This window comes from Pseudarthrobacter chlorophenolicus, from assembly GCF_000962805.1.
GTDB lineage: Bacteria > Actinomycetota > Actinomycetes > Actinomycetales > Micrococcaceae > Arthrobacter > Arthrobacter chlorophenolicus_A.
Window position 1 is genome coordinate 145,778 of record NZ_JZTW01000003.1, and the last position, 19,493, is coordinate 165,270.

The window sequence follows — 19,493 nt, forward strand, 5'->3', positions numbered from 1 at the left end:
GGCGGGTGGCTGGCCTTGGAAGCCGGCCACCCGCCGTCGTACGTCTTAAGCCTGCGTCCCTCCGGCTAGAGGCAGACCGGCTGGAAGGCGGGGTCCGCGGGACCGGACGCGCGGCCCAGGGCGTTGCCCACCCACTGGTGCACCACCGGATCGTTCGGCGTCTGGTCATGCTCGAAGACGTCGGCCGGGCACTTGTCCTGGATGGTGAGGTTGGTGACCTGCCGCGCGCTCCCGTTCAGGTACTGGCTGTTGTACGGGATGACCACCTCGTCGTACTTCGTGGAGATCACGGTGTAGGAGGGCCCGGCCACGGTATCGCCGATGGAGTTGAGCTGCTGCATGAAGGCGGACCCGGCCTGCTGGTCAGCGCAGGCGGCACAGCCGGCAAGGGTGTAGTCGGGGGTGGGCACCAGGTCCGGCGGCGGCACGATCAGGCCCTTGGTGCCGTGGTTGGACGGCGCGATGCCCACCAGGTGGTGGACGTACTTGGCGCCGCCCAGGAAGCCCATGTAGTACCGGGGCATCATGCCGCCCTGGCTGTGGCCCACCAGGTCCACCTGCTTGGCGCCGGTGGCGGCCCGGACGGAATCCACGAACGGGGCAAGCTGCTTGGCGGACTCTGCCACGGAGGCGGTGGCGTAAACGCCATTGGTGGCGCCGTAGTTGAGGGCGAACACGCAGTACCCCTGGCTCTTGAGGTACGGCGACATGGTGGACCAGTTCTTCGCCATGCTTTCGAACGTGCCCGGCACCAGGATCACGGGGTACGGGTGCTCGGCCGACGGTTTGCAGGACCAGTCATTGGCGCCCGGCGGGGAGACCTCGGCGGCCTGGGCGGGGACTGACATCAGGGACGAGGCAAGGAGCGCTGCTGCCGCAACGGACAGGGCCCTGGATAGGAACGACATGGAAACCTCTTTGTTCGTCTGTCTTCGGGTAAGCCCGGCGCCTGGTGTTGGGGGTCATCAGGCGCCGGGCCGGTTTCCATGCTGGCAGCGCTGCGGCCCGAAAGCAGCGGAACTGCACGAATGTGCGGCCTGTCCGGTGGTGTGGGCGGAGACCGTTTCCGTTTCCTGCCGGCGGCCCGGATCGAACGTTGTTACTGGTGGGTAGGTATTTTCCGTGGGGTCCGGGTGTGGATGTCCGCCCAGTGGCCACTGCACAAACGTGCACGCTGGCCCCGGTTTGGGGGGCCTGGACGCCGAGGACGCTGGAACGGTGCGGGGACGCTGAACCGGTTCAGCGTCCCCGCACCGTTCCAGCGATTTGGGCAAGAGCAGCAGGTAGAACGGGGAGCACCCGCCGCGAGTGAGCGGACGATTTGGGCGGGGTTCGGCGAGCCTGGTTTTGAAGGGCTCAACCACCGCGTCGGCTCAAAGGGAGGCGCCGCCGCAGATCACGTAGTTCTGGCCGGTGATCGACTTTCCGTGCGGGCCCAGCAGGAACGCGGCCAGGGCTGCCACGTCCTCCGGGTCCACCAGCGCGCCGAGGGCGGGCAGCTTCACCGGGGTGGCGGCACGGCCGGGGTCGTTCAGCATCGGGGTGTCGGTGGGGCCCGGGGAGAGCACGTTCACCGTGATCCCCCGCGGCGCCAGCTCCTGCGCCCACGTCCGGCCCAGCCCCATCAGCGCCGCCTTGGTGGCGGCGTAGTGGCTCTTGCCCGGCATGCCGGTGGAGGTGCGGCTGCCCAGCAGGACGATGCGGCCGCCGTCGGGCATGGACGGCACCAAAGCGTTGGCCAGCACCGAAGCCGCCGCCACGTGCACCGTGAACATCCCGGACAAAGCGGCCGGGTCAAGGGAACCCAGGTGCGCCGTCCGCTGGAACCCGGCCGCGTGCACCAGGGCATCCGCCGGTGCCAGGCCGGACACCACAGCTTCAAGGGATTCGGGCTCAGCGAGGTCCGCCTGCAGCCACTCGAACTTCCCGTCGAGCGAGGACTCGGTCCGGCTCAGCCCGGTCACCCGCCACCCGTCGTCGAGCAGGCGCTGGGCGATCGCCTTGCCGATCCCCGAACTGGTCCCGGTGACAACAGCGTGCTGGGTCATGCGTCCCCGCCGGGAGTGGTGCTGCCCTCATACGCCCACTGCGGGTCCACCCGGACGAACTTGATGGCCTGCCGGAAGTACGTGTACGCGATGTTCAGCGCGCCGTCCGGCCCCTGGTGGATGGACGGGTACGAGTACTCGCGGTTCAGCCCGTCGCGGGAGTTGTTGGACAGGCAGTACCCGTCCCCCACGTCCAGGTTCCGGCGGATGGGCCAGCTGCGTCCGGAGTCCTCGGAGATCGCCAGGGTCATCGGCGAGCGCGGCGTGCCCCAGAAGGCGCGCTTGACGCCGTCGTCCTCAGAGAAAGCGGAAGCGTCCGGCTCGGCGACGCCCTGCTCATCGGCCAGGCCGTCGTCGTCGATCTCGTCGTACAGCGAGAGGCGGCGTTCGGTGCCCTCCCCCGCACGGCTGTGGTTGTAGACCAGGGCAAGGCGGCCGTCGGTAAGAGCCACAAACTGGATGGAGGAGTTGTTGTTGGGCAACTCGGTGGGGACCGGCTCGCTCCAGGTGGAGCCGTCATCGGTGGAGCGGGATTCGTAGATGGAGTCGGCCCAGCGGCTGCGGAACAGGGCCAGCAGCGAGCCGTCGGCCACGGGCTGGATGTTCATGTGGACGCAGCCCAGGCTGCCGGGCAGCACGGTTTCGGTCCAGGTGGCGCCGGCGTCGTCGGAGATCATCACGGCGCTGTCGTCACTGTTGCCCACCCACTTCTCCCCCGGGGTGGTGATGCAGCGGAAGATCGGGATGATCAGCCGGCCGGACGGCAGCACCACGGGCAGCTGGCGGACGAACACGCCGCCCGTTTCGTTGGCGGCGAACAGGGTCTCCACCTCGCCCCAGGTGCGGCCGCTGTCCAGGGAAATACGACGCCGGACCTCGGCCGTGTCCTGGTTGCCCGCCTTCTGCGCCGTGTACAGCAGCCAGATCGCACCGTCGGTATTCGTGAACAGGATGGGGTTCTGCTCGGAGCGGGTGGAGTCGTCCGAGAGCTGCTCCGGGGCGGTCCACTGGGTGCTGCCGGGCTCCAGGGCGGAGAACCAGATGGAGATGTCCGGCACGCCTTCCTGGGTGCCGCCGAACCAGACGCAGCCCAGCCGGCCGTCCGGGAGGGTGAGCAGGTTGGCCGCGTGGCTCTGCACGGTGGGGGCGGGCAGGTAGGCGAAGTCGGCGCCGTCGGCCGTCTTGACCGCCCCGTCCGGGGTGATGGTGCTGTAGCTGTCCGTGGTGGTGGTCATGGTTACTTGGCTTCCTTGGAAGTGGCGGCGTCGAGGTGGGACTTGGCGATCTGTTCCAGGTGCGTCAGGTCCGAGGCGATGGTGGTGAAGGTGTAGCCCTGCGTCAGCCGCTGCGCCGCAACGGTCCCGGCAGGCGTGTGGATGCCGGCGGCGATGCCCGCGGACGCGGCGGCCTCGGCAATGGTCTCCAGGGCGGCGTTGAATTCGGTTTCTACGGCGGGATCCCCGGGGAACGCCCCGCCCACCGCGATGGCGAGGTCTGACGGGCCCACGTAGATGCCGTCAAGGCCGGGGGTGGCGCAGATTTCCTTGACATTGGCCAGGCCCTCGGGGGTCTCGATCATCGCGAACACCATGGTGGTGGCGTTGGCCTCGGCCGGCACGGGGCCGATCCGCAGGGCCGAGCGCATGGGGCCGTAGGAGCGGCCGCCCAGCGGCGGGTATTTGGCGGCGGCCACCGCGGCGGCGGCATCCTCGGCGTTGTTGATGAGCGGGACGATGACGCCCACGGCCCCGGCGTCTAGCGCCTTGCCGATTGCGGTGAAGTCGTTCGCTTCCACGCGGACCATGCCGACGGCGGTGTGGCCGGCGTCGATGGCCATCAGCCCATTGAGGACGCCCGAGTAGCCCAGCAGGCCGTGCTGCGCGTCCAGGGCCACGTAGTCGTAGCCGAGGCGGCCGATGCGTTCGGTGGCCACGGGCGCGTCCAGCACGGCCCAGTAGCCCACCGCCTGCTCACGGGCGCGGATCTTGCGGGCGAATTCGAGGGCCAGTTCGGAAGTCATCAGAGTCCTTCAGTCAGTCGGTTCAGCAAAGGTTCGGTTCAGGAGAGGATCAGCGGTTATAGGCGGGCATCGGGCCGCGCAGCGAGGTGCCCACGGCGTCGCAGGCGTCCACCACGTCGGCCGGCAGCGGTCCGTTGGCAACGGCGGCGATGTTGGCGCGCAGCTGCTCCACCTTGGACCCGCCCAGCAGCATGGATCCGACGCCGTCCCGGTAGGCGAGCCAGCGCAGGGACAGTTCCGCGAGGGTCACGTCAGCGTCCGCGGCGATGCGGGACAGCTCGCCGATCGCGTCGAACAGCTGCTTGTCCCAGTACCGCTGCGTGTACATGGCGGCGAGCTTGGAATCGCCGTAGCGGCCCTCGGTGGGCTTGGCGTCGAAGCTGTGCTTGCCCGTCAAAAGCCCGCCGCCCAGCGGGTTGTAGACCATGGTGTGCACGTTGTGGGTGGCGGCGAACTCGAGGTATTCCTCCTCCAGCCGGCGGGCCACCAGGTTGTAGAGCTGCTGCGCGACGACGGGCTGCGGCGCCCCCACTTCCCGCGCCGTGTGGATGACGTCGGCGATCTGCCAGGCGGCGAAGTTGGACACGCCCAGCGCGCCGATCTTTCCCTCGGCCACCAGCTCGGCAACGGTGGCCAGAGTGTCAGAGAGAGGCGTGGGCCGGTCCGGCTGGTGCAGGTAGAACAGGTCGATGCTGTCCGTGCCCAGCCGGCGCAGGCTGCCCTCCACGCTGGCGCGCAGCCCCGCGGGCGAGAGCGGCGTGTTGGAGCCGTGGTCCGCGTGCGGCATGCCTGCCTTGGAAGCCAGGATGACGCCGTCGCGCTTTCCCTTCAATAGCCGAGCGAGCATCTCCTCGGTGACCCCGCCCACGTAGGCGTTGGCGGTGTCGATGGTGGTGATGCCGGCGTCGAGCGCCTCCTCCACCATCCGCCCGGCGGTGGCCTCGTCAGCGGTGTCGCCGAAGGTCATGGTTCCCAGGACCAGCCGGGAGATAGGGAGCTTCAGGCCGTCCACCTGGGCGCCTTCGGGCTGCGTGCTCATGCGTTGATTCCTCGTGGTTGCGTGCATCGGTAAGTCAGAAAGAGGTCAGTTGGACTGGTTGGCCAGCGCCAGCGAGCGGACAATGTGCCGCGGCTTCAGGCCGGTCATGGTGGAGGGGTCCAGGGCCGCGCGGCGGAGCTTGCGGGTGTAATCCTCCTTGGGGGCGGTCAGGACGGACGCGGTGGTGCCGTGTTCCACGAGCTTGCCGCGCTGCATCACCATGACGGTATCGCTGATCTCCTGCACCACGCCAAGGTTGTGCGAGATGAACACATAGGTGATGCCGGTTTCGTCCTGGATGGACTTCAGCAGCCGCAGCACCTGTGCCTGCACGGAGACGTCCAGCGCGCTGGTGGCCTCGTCGCAGACCAGCAGTTCGGGTTTGGAGGCGAGCGCCCGGGCAATGCCGATGCGCTGACGCTGGCCGCCGGAGAACTCCCCCGGGTGCTTGTCCAGGGAACGGACGGGCAGGCCCACCTGGTCGATCAGCTTCGCTGCCGCCGCATGCCGTTCCGCCTTGGAGCGGATGCCCTGCAGCTTCAGCGGCTCGGCCACGATCTCCTGCGCGGTCATGTGCGGATCCAGCGAGCCGTAGGGGTCCTGGAACACCATCTGGAACTTGGAGCGCATGGGCCGGAGCTTGGCCTCACTCAGGGCGGCGATGTCCGTGCCATCCAGGGTGATGCTGCCGCTGGTGGGAGTCACCAGCCGCATGAGGGCCTTGGCCACCGTGGACTTGCCGCAGCCGGATTCACCTACGACGGCGATCGTCTTGCCTTTGTCCACGGAGAAGGAGACGTTGTCCACGGCCCGGAACGTGCCACCGGGGACGTGGTAGTCCACCACCAGGTTGTCGACGGCGAGGAACGGCTTGGTCATGGCTTTGCTCCGGTCTCGGTGAGGGCTGGGTCAGGGGTGGTTGAGGGCCCGGCTGCGCGGCGGCCGCTGGCGGTGGGGGTTTCGTCCCACGGCCCCAGCACGGGCACGGCGGCCAGCAGGGTCTGCGTGTATTCGGTGGCGGGGTGGTCCACGATCTGCTGGACCTCGCCGGACTCCACGAAGGCGCCGTCCTTCATGACGTGGATGCGGTCCGAGATGAGCCTTGCCACGCCGAGGTCGTGCGTGATCATCAGGATGCCGATGCCGCGCTGCTCCTGCAGTTCCAGCAGCAGGTCCAGGATGCCGCCCTGCACGGTGACGTCCAGGGCCGAGGTTGGCTCGTCCGCCACCAGCAGCTGCGGCTCGGACGCCAGGGCGATGGCGATCAGCACGCGCTGCAGCATGCCGCCGGAAAGCTGGTGCGGGTACTTCTTCAGCTGCAGCTCCGGCGTGGGAATGTGCACCTGCTCCAGCAGCCGCACGGCCCGGGCCTGCAGCGCCGCCTTGTCCTTGCCGGACGCGGCGCCGGCGATCTTGATGGCTTCGAACAGCTGGCTGCCGATCGAGTGGACCGGGCTCAGCGCCGTCATGGGGTCCTGCGGGATGAGGGCCAGGGTTTTGCCGCGCACCTTGTCGATGGCCTTGGGATCTGCGGAGATGTCGACGCCGTCAATCACCACGGTGCCGGACAGCACCGCAAGGTCCTCGGGCAGCAGGCGGAGGATGCCCATCGCCGTCGTGGATTTTCCGGAGCCGGACTCGCCGATGATGGTGACCGTTTCCCCGCGGTGGATTGTGAAGCTGACGGCGTCCACGGCGCGGATGATGGCGGTGTCCGCGATGAGTTCCACCTGGAAGTCGCGGACCTCCAGGAGCGGCTGCTCGGCGGACTTGGGGGAATTTGGGGAAGCGGGCTGGGTCTCAGGTGAGGCAGTCATGTCAGGCACCCTTCTTCTTGCGGCGGGGACGGTCGCGGAGGCCGTCGCCCAGCAGGTTGACGCCCACCACCATGAGCACGATCACCAGGCCGGGCAGGGTGACCATCCACCAGGAGGTGGTGATGTAGTCCTGGCCGTCGGAGATGATGCGGCCCCAGGTGGCGAAGGGCCGCTGCGGGCCGGCGCCCAGGAAGGACAGCGCGGATTCGAGCAGCACGGCCTGGGCCAGCAGGAGCAGGACCACCAGGGTTGCCTGCTTGATGACGTTGGGGATGATGTGCTGGATCAGGATCTGGAGGCGGTGCAGGCCCAGGATCCGGGCGGCGGAGACGTACGGCTTTTCGCGTTCCACCAGCACCATGGAGCGGGTGAGGCGGGCAACTTCGGGCCATTGGGCTATGGCGATCACGAACGTGATCACGGGGATGGACGGGCCGAAGAGGGCCACCACCAGGAGCAGCATCATGAGCAGCGGCAGGGACATCTGGGCTTCGAGGATGCGGGAGATGATGGTGTCCACCCAGCCGCCGAAGTAGCCGGCGGCGGAGCCGAGGATCACGCCGATGGCGCCGGAAACCAGCACCGCCAGCACGCCGATGGTCAGCGAGACCTGGCCGCCGTGGAGCACGCGGGAGAGGAGGTCGCGGCCCAGCTGGTCGGTGCCGAACAGGTGCCCGTCCGTCAGCGGCGGCAGGCGCCGGGCGGCGAGGTCCTGGAAGTTGGCGTCCGGCAGCGGGAGCACGTTGGCCAGGATGATGGGGATGATCACCAGCAGGGTGCAGATGGTGCCCACCACCAGTTTCCACTGGGCGGATTTACGACGACGGGTGGCGCCTGCCTTGGCGATGTCCTCCTTGGTGACGGCGCTGGGGCTGGGCTGCTTGGCTTGCGGTGAAGCGGCACCAGAGTTGCCGGCGGAGGGGGTTGCCGTATCGATGCTCATGCTGTGGCCGCCTTTCCAAGACGAACGCGGGGATCAAGGAGCGGGTAGGCGAGGTCGATGAGCAGCTGGACGCCCACCGCCAGGAGTGCGGTGATGAGGACCGTGGCCTGGATGAGCGGGTAGTCGCGGGTCTCGAGGGCCCGGACAATCAGGGAGCCCACGCCGGGCCAGGCGAACACCACTTCGACGACAACCACGCCGTTGAGCATCGCGGCGAAGCGGGTGCCCAGGGCGGTGAAGACGGGGATGGCGGAGTTGCCCATGGCGTAGCGCCAGGTGAGCAGGGAGCTGCGGACGCCGCGGGAACGGGCCACCGTGAGGTACGGGGCGGCGAAGTTGGCGGTCATTTCGCGGCGGACCATGCGGGAGATCAGGGCGATTTGAAGGATGGCGATGGTGACGGTGGGCAGGACCAGCCCTCCCCAGGTGGCGAAGCCGGAGGCGGGGAAGATGGGCACCAGCACGGCGAAGCCGGTGAGCAGCATGATGCCGGTCCAGAAGTCCGGCATGGACTGCCCGGCGATGGTGAGCACGTTGACGCCGAACTCGCGGCCGGTGTCCGGGCGGCGGGACATCCACACACCCAGCGGGATGGCGACGACGGCGGTCAGCAGGATCGCGGACGTGGCCAGGGTGAGGGTGTACGGCATGCGTTCGAAGACCACCTGCATGGCGGGTGCCTGGAACGAGTAGGACTGGCCAAGGTTGCCGGTGATGAGCTGCTGGATGAAGATCCAGTACTGCTCCAGCAGGGGCTTGTCCAGGCCGAACTGTTCGCGGACGGCGGCCAGCTGGTCGCTGGTGGCCAGGGGGCCGGCGTAGGAAACGGCGGGGTCGCCCGGGGCCATGCGGATGAGGATGAACACGGTGGACACCGTGAGGAACACGGTGAGCAGGCCCTGTCCCAGGCGTTTGAGGATGTAGTTCGTCATGGCTTAGGCCTCCAGCCGGACATCAACGAGGGGGTAGGAGTTGGTGGGGGCCAGATTGATCCCGGAGACCCGCTCCCGGTGGGCGAGGACGGACTTGGGGACGAAGGCCCAGGCGCAGGGCCAGGTGTCCCAGACTGCCTGCTGGGCTTCGTTGAGCAGTTCGGTCCTGCGGGCCGGGTCCGCTTCGGCGGAGGCGGCTTGGATCTTGGCGGTGACCTCGGGGATGACGTAGCCCTGGTAGGTGTCGCGGGTGGCTTCCTTTTCGGGGGTGCCGGTGTACATGCCCTGGAGCATGGTGATGGCCAGGCCGGTGGGGCTGGGGTAGCCGTTGCCCAGGAGGTCCCAGTCGCCCTGCTTGCCCTGGCGCCAGGCGAGGATGTTGCCGCCGGGTTCGAACTGCTGCAGCTCGGCCTTGACGCCGATCTTGCCGAACATTTCCACCAGGGCTTCCATCACGGAGGTGTCTGAGGCGAATTCGCCGGTTTCCCAGATGATCTTCAGGGTGAGGTCCTTGACGGCGAGCTCGGCGAGCCGGGCCTTGGCCTTCTCCGGATCGTAGGTGTAGGTGCCGGTCTTGTGGTAGCCGGTGAGGCTGCCGGGGGTGACGCCCTCGGCCGCGCTGACGGAGTCCACCAGCACGTCCTTGACCAGGGATTCGCCGTCGATGGCCCAGCTGAGGGCTTCGCGGACGCGGACGTCAGCCAGGGGGTGGCCGGCGGGCTTGCGGAAGTTGTAGAAGATCTGGTTGAGCCGGAGGCTGGACGCTTCGGCCAGCTGGACGCCGGGGAGGCCGGCCAGCTGTTCGCGGGAGTCCGGGGTGATGGAGTCGATGATGTCCACCTCGCCGCTGCGCAGGGCGATGACGCGGCTGGATTCCTCGGGGAGGAACCGAACTTCCACGTTCTCGATCTCCGGCGCCGGTCCCCAGTAGTTTTCGTTGCGTTCCAGGCTGTAGGTGCCGGCGCCGCGGTTGAACTTGGTGACCACGTAGGGCCCGGTGCCCAGGCCTTCCTGGAGTTCCTCCGGCTTGTTCTGCGCGGCCGGGGTAATCAGGATCATGCTCATGAGGCTGTCCAGGATGGGGATGGACTTCTTGGACACCATCTTGAACGTGCGGTCGTCCACCGGGACCACCTGGGGGAATTCGGGGAAGAAGCCGGCCACGAAGGAGCCCTGGACCTGCTGGTACATCTTCAGGGCGGTGGAGACGTCCTCCACGGTGACGGGGCTGTTGTCCGAGTAGCGGATGTCGTCGCGGAGCTTGACGGTCCACTCGGTGGGGCCGGTCATTTCGAAGCGCTCGGCCAGGACCAGCACGGGCTTGGTTTCGGGGCCGATGGCGGTGAGGCCCTGGCGGACGGAGCGCTGCACGGTGACGGCGGCGTCGAACTGGTTGAGCTTGTTGTCCAGGCTGACCAGCGAGCGGTTGAGGGCCAGGGTCAGGGTGCTGGGGCCCGGGAGGCCGGTGGGGCCTGCGCAGCCGGCCAGGCTGCCGGTGCCCAGCAAGAACCCGGCGGCCGCGCCGAACTGCAGCAGGCGGCGGCGGGAAATCTCACTTCCTTGAGGAAGAACGGTCATCGTTGACCTCTCGGTAGGTTGGGGACGGCGGGCGGAGGGGCGGCGCCGAATGTTGTGTCCATCACTTTGCCACCTTTGCGCAAAGCGCGCAACCCCTCTAGCGCGATTCGCGCAATCGTGCCATGATGATGGAAAGCTTCCCGCACTTCAGCGGGTCCAGCCGACTACCGAAACCGAGAGGAGCAGCGTGGCTTCCGTATTTGTGCAGGCCGACGATTTCTCCGGCGCCGCCGAGGTTGGCTACTGCTTTGTCCACCACGGCCTCACCGCCCGGGTCCTCCTGGGTTCCGGCCTTGCCGCGGGTACATCAACGGGAACGCACGACGGCGGCACGTCCGCCGCGGACACCGTCACCGATGCGGTGGTTGCCGATACGCATTCCCGCGGGCTGTCCCCCAGTGAAGCCGAAGCGCTGGTGAAGGACGCCTTCTCCGGCCCCGAGGCATCGGCCGCGCAGGTGCTGTTCAAGAAGATGGACTCCCTGTGGCGCGGCAACATCAGCGCCGAGACTGCCGCACTGGCGGGCCTCGGCTACCACGTTGTGGTTGCGGGGGCACTCCCCCAGCTGCAGCGCACAGTGCGCGCCGGCCGTCCTTTTGTTGCCGGCTCTCCCCTGGCGGAGACGGACCTGTGGCAGGCTGAGGTTTCGGCCCCGCCTGCCGATGTACCGTCGCTGCTCCGCCCGGAAGAACCGGAATCGGTGCAGTCCCTGGACCTGGAGGCGGTGCGGTCAAGCAGAGTGCCGTCCCGCCTGGCCGGGATGCTGGACGGCCGGCCCGCGCTGGTGGTCGCTGATGGCGAAACGGTCCATGACCTGGAGCAGGTGGTGGATGCCCTGCTGGAGCTCGGCTTCACCGCCGGCGGGCGCCGCATCGTGCTGGTGGGAACCGGCGGAGCGGCTGACGTGCTGGCTGAACGGCTGGGTGCGCATTCTGCGCGGAATGCGCACAGTGTGGCAGCGGCGGACGCAACCACCGCCGAACCGCAGGAAGCCGAACGGCCGGTGCTCGCCGTCGTCGGCTCCGCATCCGGCACGGCCCAAAAGCAGCTGGCCCGGCTCGAAGCCGAAGGCTTCCGGGTGGTCCGGCTGCACCCGCTGTATGCAGGTGCCAAAGATGCCTACGCTCCCCAACTGGCCCAGGTTTCAGCAGATTTGAGGGCAGGGCACCGCGTAGCCATCACACTGGCCGCCGCAAAAGTGGACCCGTCTGGCTCTGCACGCATCGTGCGGGCGCTGTCCGCGTTCGCTGCCCGGGCTGCGAAGGCGGCAACCACTGACCTGATCCTTACCGGCGGTGAGACGGCCCGGGAAGTCCTGGACGCCGTCGGCCGCTCCAGCCTGGTGCCGCTCGCGGCGGTGCAGCACGGGGCCGTGCTGAGCCGCGCCGACGACGGGACGCTGGTGGGCACCAAGCCCGGCAGCTTCGGCGATGACCTGGCCCTTCTGCAGCTGTATGACGAAATCCGGGAGCACCGGTCCGCGCCGGCTCCCGCCAACCCCCTTCCCCGCAAGACTTCCGAAGAATCTGGAGCAACAATGACTGACTCAGCAACCAAGAACCAACCACTCCCCTACGTGGCCGTGACCATGGGCGACGGCGCCGGCATCGGCCCGGAGGTGATCGTCCCGGCGGTGCTGGATGCGGGCATCCTGGCCGAGTGCCGTCCCGTGGTGGTGGGCGATGCGCTGCGCCTGCGGCAGGCGGCGGAGACCCTGGGCGTCGAGGTGGACATCCAGTCGGTCGAGGACGTGGAGGACGCCGTGTTCACGCCGGGCCGGGTGAACGTGATCGACCTGAACCTGCTGCCGGAGGACCTGGCATGGGGGCAGCTCTCCCCCGTGGCCGGGCACGCCGCGTACGAATACATCCGGGTGGCCAGCGAGCTGGCTATGGCCGGGAAGGTGCAGGCCATCTGCACCGCGCCGCTGAACAAGGAGGCGCTGCACGCCGCGGGGCACATCTTCCCCGGGCACACCGAGCTGCTGGCGTCGCTGACGGGCACGGAGGAGGTGTCCATGATGCTGTCCACGCCGAAGATCCGGGTGATCCACGTGACCACGCACATCGGGCTGATGGATGCTATCCGGAAGATCAACCCGGACCTGGTGGAGCGGACCATCCGGCGCGGCCATGAGGCGCTGGTGCGGGCGGGCATCCCCAACCCGAAGATCGGCGTGTGCGCCATCAACCCGCACGCGGGCGAGAACGGCCTGTTCGGGCAGGGTGAGGAAGCGGAGAAGATCGAGCCGGGCGTGAAGGCTGCGCAGGCGGACGGGATCAACGCGGTGGGGCCGCTGCCGGCGGACACGCTGTTCTTCCTGGCCGGCCGCGGTGACTACGACCTGGTGGTGGCCATGTACCACGACCAGGGCCACGGCCCAGTGAAGGTGTTGGGCATCGAAGCCGGCGTGAACATCACGGTGGGCCTGCCGGTGATCCGCACGTCCGTGGACCACGGCACCGCGTTCGATATCGCCGGAAAGAACATCGCCGATTCCCGGTCCATGGTGGAGGCGCTGCACCAGGCGTCGGAGATGGCCACCCGGCCGGCCGTGGCCGTGTAGGTCACTGGTTTGATGGGGGCCGGAACTAGCATGGGTAGCACTGCCACCGCCATGCCCACGGGAAGGAGACCGGGAATGCTCAGCGCAAACGCGCGGCGCGAGGAGATCTACCACCTTGCCGTGACCACCGGGCTGGCCTCCGTGGAGGAGCTCTCGGCCAAGTTCGAGGTGACGGCGTCCACCATCCGCCGCGACTTGGCGCTGCTGAATTCGCAGGGCCGGCTGGCGCGGACCTATGGCGGGGCGATGGCGCTGGGCGCGCACCCGGAGGCGTCGCTGCGGCAGCGCACCGGCGAGGCGTTCGAGCAGAAGCACGCGATCGCCCGCTGGGCAGCGTCCGTGGTCCAGCCGGGTGAGAACATCCTGCTCGACGCCGGTTCCACGGCGGGTGCCCTGGCGCACGAGCTGCGCGGGTTCGGTCCGTTGTCCGTCACGACGCCTGGCCTGAATACGTTGCAGGAGTTGGCGGATTCGGAGGGCATCGAGGTGGACTGCCTGGGCGGCCGGCTCCGGGGAGTGTCGCAGAGTTTCGTGGGGCCGCTGGCCGAGGCGGCGCTGGAGCGGATGAGCTTCGACAGGGTGTTCCTGGGTGCCGACGCCGTCACCGCCGAGGACGGCATCTGCGAGGCCGACCACGCGCAGACCCGGCTCAAGGAGCTCATGGCCCGGCGCGGGCGGTCCGTTTACGTTCTGGCGGATTCGTCCAAGCTCGGGCTGCGGCCTTTCCACGCGTGGGCGCGGCTGGCCTTGCCCTGGACTTTGGTGACGGACGACGGCGCCGACCCGGCCCAACTGCAGAAGTTCCGCGACGCGGGGGTTGAGGTTGAGGTGGCGGCCGTAACTCCGTAGCTTTTGGGAGTGCGGGCTACCACTTTAGGATTGCTACGCGCGTAACCCCCAATTCCTCAATGTGAGTAACGATTACTCGTGATAGCGGGTAGAAGCCGTACATAAACTCCAAGTCCTTGCAGTCAGGGACTTGTCCCGTTTTCCTGGGGGAATTTACACCGAAGCTACGACGGAGTACTTCAATGAAAAGCTGGCTCACTCGCATCGTCATGCCCATTTCCCTCGCGGCATCCGCTGCGCTCACCGCAATAGCAGTTCCGGCTGTCGCCGCACCGCCCGTTCCCAATCCAACGCAATCCTTCGTCCTTGAGGACATATTTGGAAACGACTGCCCGGGCTTTAATGTCACGGCCTCGCTGACCGGCAAATTCAAAGAGATCGTTCTTAAGGACGGCCGGAAAATCCAGATAGCTCCCGCAACTACCATCACTCTGTCAGCCAATGGCAAGACTCTAAGCTATGTGATTACCGGGGCTACCCACATACAGGCCCCGCAAAACGGGGTTGAAGAAGTCGTGTCCACGGGACGGAACTTGCTGATTGTTCCGAATGTTCCAGGCCTGCATGCTGAGGGTCTTTACCTCACTATCGGCAACGTCAATTACGCCCGGACCGTTAGCGGAGGGGAAGTCAGATTCTTCTCCGGACCGGGCAAAGCCACCAACGTCTGCGACCTGCTCAAATAGGTTTCCAGCAAAGAACCGCGGGGCCGCTTTCGGGTATCCGTATGCGGCCCCGCGGTTCTTTGCTGCGGTTCGGGACGGGTGCCCCGTTGCCAGTGTTTGGGGCGGTGACTGAAAAGTACATATCAGTGGGTACCCTGCTTCTATCGACCGAAACGACTTCCCTGAACGATTTGGAGACGCCCATGCACGCCGTACTCGAATACACCTATGCGGATGACTACCTGGAGAGCCGTGAAAAGTATCGGGCTATCCATCTCAAGGCTGCGTGGGAGGCAGTCGAGCGCGGTGAGCTTCTACTGGGTGGGGCCGTTGGTGAAGGCCCCTTTAGCGGACTGCTGGTTTTCACAGGAGAGAACCCGGTGGAGGCGGCAAAAGCCTTTGCAGCCGCAGACCCTTATGTCAACGGCGGCGTCGTGACGTCGTGGACAGTCCGCCCGTGGACGACAGTGGTGGGAAACGAGGCCGCTACGCCTGTCCGGCCGTAGGGCGAGTCTCCTCATGCTGACAGGCCTATGCCGAGAATGATGATGGAGCCTACGTGAAGCCGCACCTCCGACGATGACGGCCTCACCGGAGTCGCGGACGCCTACTGAAGACGTTCTTGCCAGGGCGGTTGAAGACTGGGTCTCACCGTCCGACGTAGTCAACGTCTGTCTTTTGCGCTCGCACTGCAGAAGTCCCGAAGACGCTCGGGACTTGGCCCTTGGGCTGCTGACGCGCATGATCGCAACAGGCCTCCTGGTGCCAGGAGACATCGACGGTACGGTTTACCGGCCATGGGATCTTCCACCCGGGAGCGCAATCGTGCGCATCGCCATGGAATGGAGCTCGATGAAAGACCCCATCATGGTCTTGCCTGGTGACATCGTTTGGCTGGACGCATCGCGAGAAGGACAACTCATAGGGGAAGCGGTGCTGCGCCGGGAATCCGGGTAGGCCAGCAGGACCTGACTGCCGCCCAGCACAAAGTGAGCAGCTACTCGGCGATGTCCTCCGCCCACAGCTCCGGATGCTCGTCCTGGAACGCGGCCATCATGTCCACGCAGCGCTCGTCGTCCAGGACCACCACCTCGACCCCGCGTGACCGGAGAAGGTCCAGCTCGCCGTCGAACGTGCGGGCCTCCCCCACCACCACGCGGGGGATCTTGAACTGGATGATGGTCCCCGTGCACATCGCACACGGGGCGAGGGTGGTGTAGAGCGTGGTGTCCCGGTAGGTCTTCTGCCGGCCGGCCGCGCGGAGAGCCGACATTTCCCCGTGCGCAATTGGATCGCCGTTCTGGACCCGCTCGTTGTGACCGCTGGCAAACACCTCGCCGCCCCTGGCAATCGCAGCGCCAATGGGAATGCCGCCCTCGGCCAAGCTCTTCTGCGCGGCTTGGTAGGCGGCCTCGAATGCAGAGGCGTCGGCGCTGTCCGGCTCCGGCGCCCCGGCTGCCGACTCCGCGATCCGCTTGATCGCCGCGAGCGTTTTAGGGATGCCGTCCAGGGCCTGCCGGGTGCGGTCCGCTATCTGAGCGTCAGCGTCGGCGCCGTACTTCTCTCCGAACATGACGATCCCCTCGGGCAGGAATTCCCACGACTCGGTGAGGACAGTTCCGGTGCTCGCAGGAGTGAGGGTGAAGCCCCAGCGGACGTACTTGCCACCCACCACCCAGGCGAACTCTCGTCCCGGCTCCGCGGCTACCACCTGCGACCGGGTTTCCCAGGTCCGCTCCGGGAGCTCGTTCAGGCCAGTGAACCAGGCACCCACTTGCCCGGCGCTGGACTCGTCATCCCACCAGCAGGACGTGCAGATCGGGCTCCATTCGCCTGTCCGGGTGACGTCGGAAACGATGGCGTACAGCGTCTCGGCAGGGACGTTGACGGTGACGGAGTCCTGGTGCTGGCGGATGCTGGGAGTCATGGGTCCATCCTTGCAGACGGGCTGTGTTGGCTCCGGCCGAAAAGCTCAGGAAAAACTGATCCAAAGCTGGGGCGGCAACCGGCGGCCGGCTTATACGATTCCCTGGACATCCGGGGCCATGGGCTCTTCGGGGATGAACATTGGGGGGAACAATGACCGAGCTCGGCCGTATCTACTGGACCCGGCAAGGGCTTCGTTGGGCTTACACCGTGGTCCTGCTGTGGCTCGCCTTCTCGGTGCTGACGGCATTGATGGCTAAGGGGTCGCCAGTTGGCGGCGCGGGGATAGCCGTCGTCGCCGACGTGTTTCAGGGCATTCTCGGCCGGGCCGGCTCCGCAGCGGTGCTTCCGGGCGCAGCCGCAGCGGTCCTGGCTGTCGCTGCGGCCGTCATCACCAGTCGGGATGTCCGGCGCCGCGACCCGGTCCGCCGCTTCACCAGCGAGCAGCGCCGGGAAGGGATGGCCCGCGCCGGCGGCCTGTGCGAACTTGAAGCCGGGTTCGGGCGTCGCTGTTCCCGTCCGGCCGAACATGGCGATCACTTTTATCCGTGGTCCAAGGGTGGTTCCACCAGTCTGCAGAACTTTGTCGCCGCCTGCGCCAGGTGCAACCGCGCCAAGCGTGCCCAGGTCCCGTCCCCTGGCCAGCAGCGCCGGATGGAACGACGACGGCGGGAGTACCTGCCGCCGTCGTCCTCCGTCCGCGTGGGCGAACGGCAGCCGCTGCCCTAAGCCGGGCGTCCGGTGCCTTGGCCGTTCAGCAGAGCCAGGTCAACCCGGCGATTGCAGCTTGTCCAACAAACACATCAGACGCTGAAGTAGGCTGGAATCCTCGGACCAACCACAACAAGAGCGAGGCCTAACGTGCACCAGGACGCCGCCCGGTTCCTGTCCCAGCCGGTGGCCGCCCAGCCCGGTTCCCCGCTGCGCGTGGCAGTGTATTCACGCATTGCCGAGGCCGTCCGCAATGGGCTCCTCACCCCCGGCTCCATGATCCCCACCGAGACCGAACTCGGCGCGGACATGAAGGTCAGCCGCACGGTAGTCCGCGAAGCGCTGATGCTCCTCGAGGAGGACGGCCTGATCCGGGCCCGCCGCGGCGTCGGACGCTTCGTCTCGGACACCCTCCCCCGCATCGGCATCGAACGCATCCGGCCCTTCGAGGACGTCCTCGCCGGGCGCGGGCAGACGCTTGAGGTCAAGCGCACGCAGGCCATCCGCCAGGCCGCCTCCGAATTTGTCGCCCCTGGCATCGGCGTCGAGCCCGGCACCGAATGCTGGCTCTGGGAGTCAGTCCTCATCCGCGACGGCGAGGCCATCGCCCACCTGCAGGAAAACGTCACGGCCGAGCGGGTCAGCTTCGACAGGAGCGCGGCGGCGCACCTTGAGATAGAGGACGACGGCGGGGCGACCTTGCTCGCCACGCTGAACAACCAGCTGGGCCGGCTCGCAGGTCCCGGCGAGTGCCAGATCAGCCTCAGCCAGGTGGGCCCCAGCCGCGCCAAGCTGCTGGACCTTCGGCCGTCGGACCCCGTCCTGGTGCTGACGCAGTACGTCCGGCACAGCAACCGGCCCTTCTACCTGGCCAAGTGCCTGGTGTCGGCACGGGCTGGGCACCTCTCGGTAATGCAGCAGTTCCAGTCATAACACCACTTCTGCGCAGGTAGGACCCTAGGCAGCAGCCACGTTCTAATGCACCGCCAACTCAAAATGTGTTCGCATCTCGAACGAAGGTGCGTTATGTGAACCAAACGAGTATCCTCGTCTGCGGAACAAATGCCGTGCGTCACTCATCCATGTGATGCAGATCTCGACGGCAGTGGTCCGGTTTCTTTCTAATCAACGAGGATTACATGACAACTTCCCCCTCCTCCCGCGCATCACGCTGGCCCGTTTGGCTCTGCTGGCTGGCCATGGTCCTGGACGGTTTTGACCTGGTGGTGCTCGGCACCGTCATTCCCACACTCATCAAAACCGGCGAGCTTGGCTTTGACGCCGTTGGGGCGACCCTGGTGGCCACCATCTCCCTGGTAGGCGTCGGCGCCGGGGCGCTGTTCATTGCGCCGCTGTCAGACCGCTTCGGACGCAGGAAACTGATGGTTGCCTGCGTGCTCTGGTTCTCGCTTTTCACCCTCGCGGTGGCATGGGCTCCAAACGTGGCCATGTTCGGCGTGTTCCGCTTCCTGGCCGGCGTCGGATTGGGCGCCTGCCTTCCGGTTGCCCTCGCCTACATGAACGATTACGCGCCGGCAGGAACAGCCGGCAAGTCCACTACCCGCACCATGACCGGCTACCACGTGGGTGCGGTGGCAACTGCGTTCCTGGCCATCATGGTCATCCCGGACTGGCGCACCATGTTCGTGGTCGGCGGCATTGCGGGCCTGGCCCTGGCGCCGTTCCTGTGGTTCAAGCTGCCCGAGACCCTGCCGGCCGAACAGACCACTGAGAACGCACAGACCACCCCGAATGCGGAGCAGACCGGATTCCGGGACTTGGCGAAAAAGCCCTACCCGCTGGTCGCCGCGGCAATCGCCGCCGCCTCCTTCATGGGCCTGCTGCTGGTTTACGGCCTGAACACCTGGCTCCCCCAGCTCATGGCCTCCGCGGGGTACCCGGTCAGCGCGGGCCTGTCGCTGCTCCTGGTGCTGAACCTCGGCGCGGTGGCGGGCCTCATCATTGCCGGCATCCTGGCCGACAAGCACGGCACCAAACCCATCGTGCTGCTCTGGTTCGGCCTCTCCGCGGCCTGCCTCGCCCTGCTGAGCATCAAGGTTGACAACGCCATCCTGCTCAACGCCCTCGTCTTCGTCACCGGCGTCTTCGTGTTCAGCGCCCAGGTGCTCGTGTACGCGTGGGTCAGCCAGCTCTTCCCGGCCCGGCTGCGCGCCACTGCCCTCGGTTTCGCCGCCGGCGTGGGCCGCGTCGGCGCCATCGCAGGGCCGGCGGTGACGGGCGGCCTGGTGGCCGCAGGCATCGCCTACCCGTGGGGCTTCTATGCCTTCGCAGCGGCAGGTGCACTCGCCGTGCTGGCCCTGGTGGCGGTCCCGCACGCTATCGCCGCCACGCGGACGGCCGAGGAACACGCGAACTGAAGCTGAGTTGCTAGGGCCAGT

At 67.2% G+C, this 19,493-nt stretch carries 18 protein-coding genes and 1 pseudogene; 7 read left to right on the forward strand and 12 right to left on the reverse strand.

Annotated elements, in window-relative coordinates; all coding sequences use genetic code 11:
• Positions 1-65: 65 nt before the first annotated feature.
• The 10 genes from UC32_RS05330 to UC32_RS05375 form a co-directional block, all read right to left on the reverse strand.
• Positions 66-908 (reverse strand): esterase/lipase family protein, encoded by an 843-nt coding sequence (locus tag UC32_RS05330; protein WP_045730209.1) that lies wholly within the window; start codon positions 906-908, stop codon positions 66-68.
• A gap of 465 nt (positions 909-1,373) precedes the next feature.
• On the reverse strand, positions 1,374-2,048 hold the full coding sequence (locus UC32_RS05335) for an SDR family NAD(P)-dependent oxidoreductase (RefSeq protein WP_045730210.1): 675 nt from the start codon (positions 2,046-2,048) through the stop codon (positions 1,374-1,376).
• Positions 2,045-3,283 (reverse strand): sialidase family protein, encoded by a 1,239-nt coding sequence (locus UC32_RS05340; RefSeq protein WP_045730211.1) that lies wholly within the window; start codon positions 3,281-3,283, stop codon positions 2,045-2,047. The genes UC32_RS05335 and UC32_RS05340 overlap by 4 nt, the downstream gene beginning before the upstream one ends.
• A gap of 2 nt (positions 3,284-3,285) precedes the next feature.
• Positions 3,286-4,068 (reverse strand): HpcH/HpaI aldolase family protein, encoded by a 783-nt coding sequence (locus UC32_RS05345; RefSeq protein ID WP_045730212.1) that lies wholly within the window; start codon positions 4,066-4,068, stop codon positions 3,286-3,288.
• Positions 4,069-4,117: 49 nt separating this feature from the next.
• Positions 4,118-5,107: an aldo/keto reductase gene (locus UC32_RS05350; RefSeq protein WP_045730213.1), complete on the reverse strand. Its 990-nt coding sequence runs from the start codon at positions 5,105-5,107 to the stop codon at positions 4,118-4,120.
• Between the two features lie 45 nt (positions 5,108-5,152).
• A complete protein-coding gene (locus UC32_RS05355; protein WP_052690524.1) occupies positions 5,153-5,986 on the reverse strand; it encodes an ATP-binding cassette domain-containing protein in 834 nt (277 codons plus the stop codon).
• Positions 5,983-6,924: an ABC transporter ATP-binding protein gene (locus tag UC32_RS05360; RefSeq protein ID WP_052690525.1), complete on the reverse strand. Its 942-nt coding sequence runs from the start codon at positions 6,922-6,924 to the stop codon at positions 5,983-5,985. Before UC32_RS05360 ends, UC32_RS05355 begins: the two co-directional genes overlap by 4 nt.
• A gap of 1 nt (position 6,925) precedes the next feature.
• Entirely contained in the window at positions 6,926-7,867 is a 942-nt protein-coding gene (locus UC32_RS05365; RefSeq protein WP_045730214.1) for an ABC transporter permease, read from the reverse strand.
• Positions 7,864-8,799, reverse strand: a complete 936-nt coding sequence (locus UC32_RS05370) for an ABC transporter permease (RefSeq protein ID WP_045730215.1) — start codon at positions 8,797-8,799, stop codon at positions 7,864-7,866. The genes UC32_RS05365 and UC32_RS05370 overlap by 4 nt, the downstream gene beginning before the upstream one ends.
• Positions 8,800-8,802: 3 nt before the next feature.
• Positions 8,803-10,377: an ABC transporter substrate-binding protein gene (locus UC32_RS05375; RefSeq protein WP_045730216.1), complete on the reverse strand. Its 1,575-nt coding sequence runs from the start codon at positions 10,375-10,377 to the stop codon at positions 8,803-8,805.
• A 187-nt stretch (positions 10,378-10,564) separates the two neighbouring features.
• Here UC32_RS05375 and pdxA point away from each other — a divergent pair, with 187 nt between their 5' ends.
• The 4 genes from pdxA to UC32_RS05395 all read left to right on the forward strand — a co-directional run bounded on the left by pdxA (position 10,565) and on the right by UC32_RS05395 (position 14,963).
• Positions 10,565-12,943, forward strand: coding sequence for a 4-hydroxythreonine-4-phosphate dehydrogenase PdxA (pdxA, locus tag UC32_RS05380; protein ID WP_045730217.1), 2,379 nt, complete (start codon positions 10,565-10,567; stop codon positions 12,941-12,943).
• A gap of 75 nt (positions 12,944-13,018) precedes the next feature.
• Positions 13,019-13,792: a DeoR/GlpR family DNA-binding transcription regulator gene (locus UC32_RS05385; RefSeq protein ID WP_045730218.1), complete on the forward strand. Its 774-nt coding sequence runs from the start codon at positions 13,019-13,021 to the stop codon at positions 13,790-13,792.
• Positions 13,793-13,974: 182 nt separating this feature from the next.
• On the forward strand, positions 13,975-14,478 hold the full coding sequence (locus UC32_RS05390) for a hypothetical protein (RefSeq protein ID WP_045730219.1): 504 nt from the start codon (positions 13,975-13,977) through the stop codon (positions 14,476-14,478).
• Between the two features lie 182 nt (positions 14,479-14,660).
• Positions 14,661-14,963 carry a YciI-like protein gene (locus tag UC32_RS05395; protein WP_045730291.1) on the forward strand — a complete coding sequence of 101 codons (303 nt, stop codon included), beginning with the start codon at positions 14,661-14,663 and terminating at the stop codon, positions 14,961-14,963.
• 491 nt (positions 14,964-15,454) lie between these two features.
• Here UC32_RS05395 and UC32_RS20750 read toward each other — a convergent pair whose 3' ends face one another.
• The gene (locus UC32_RS20750) at positions 15,455-15,928 is read right to left on the reverse strand and encodes a nucleoside deaminase (protein WP_045730292.1); all 474 of its coding nucleotides are present in this window, start codon (positions 15,926-15,928) and stop codon (positions 15,455-15,457) included.
• 117 nt (positions 15,929-16,045) lie between these two features.
• A pseudogene (locus UC32_RS20755) lies at positions 16,046-16,384 on the reverse strand (SRPBCC family protein); the annotation flags it as partial.
• Positions 16,385-16,536: 152 nt separating this feature from the next.
• On the opposite strand from UC32_RS20755, the gene UC32_RS05415 reads away from it, so the two are divergent.
• The 3 genes from UC32_RS05415 (at position 16,537) to UC32_RS05425 (ending at position 19,472) form a co-directional block, all read left to right on the forward strand.
• Entirely contained in the window at positions 16,537-17,112 is a 576-nt protein-coding gene (locus UC32_RS05415) for an HNH endonuclease (protein ID WP_045730221.1), read from the forward strand.
• Positions 17,113-17,244: 132 nt separating this feature from the next.
• A complete protein-coding gene (locus UC32_RS05420; RefSeq protein WP_045730222.1) occupies positions 17,245-18,027 on the forward strand; it encodes a GntR family transcriptional regulator in 783 nt (260 codons plus the stop codon).
• A gap of 206 nt (positions 18,028-18,233) precedes the next feature.
• Positions 18,234-19,472: an MFS transporter gene (locus tag UC32_RS05425; RefSeq protein WP_045730223.1), complete on the forward strand. Its 1,239-nt coding sequence runs from the start codon at positions 18,234-18,236 to the stop codon at positions 19,470-19,472.
• Positions 19,473-19,493: the final 21 nt, after the last annotated feature.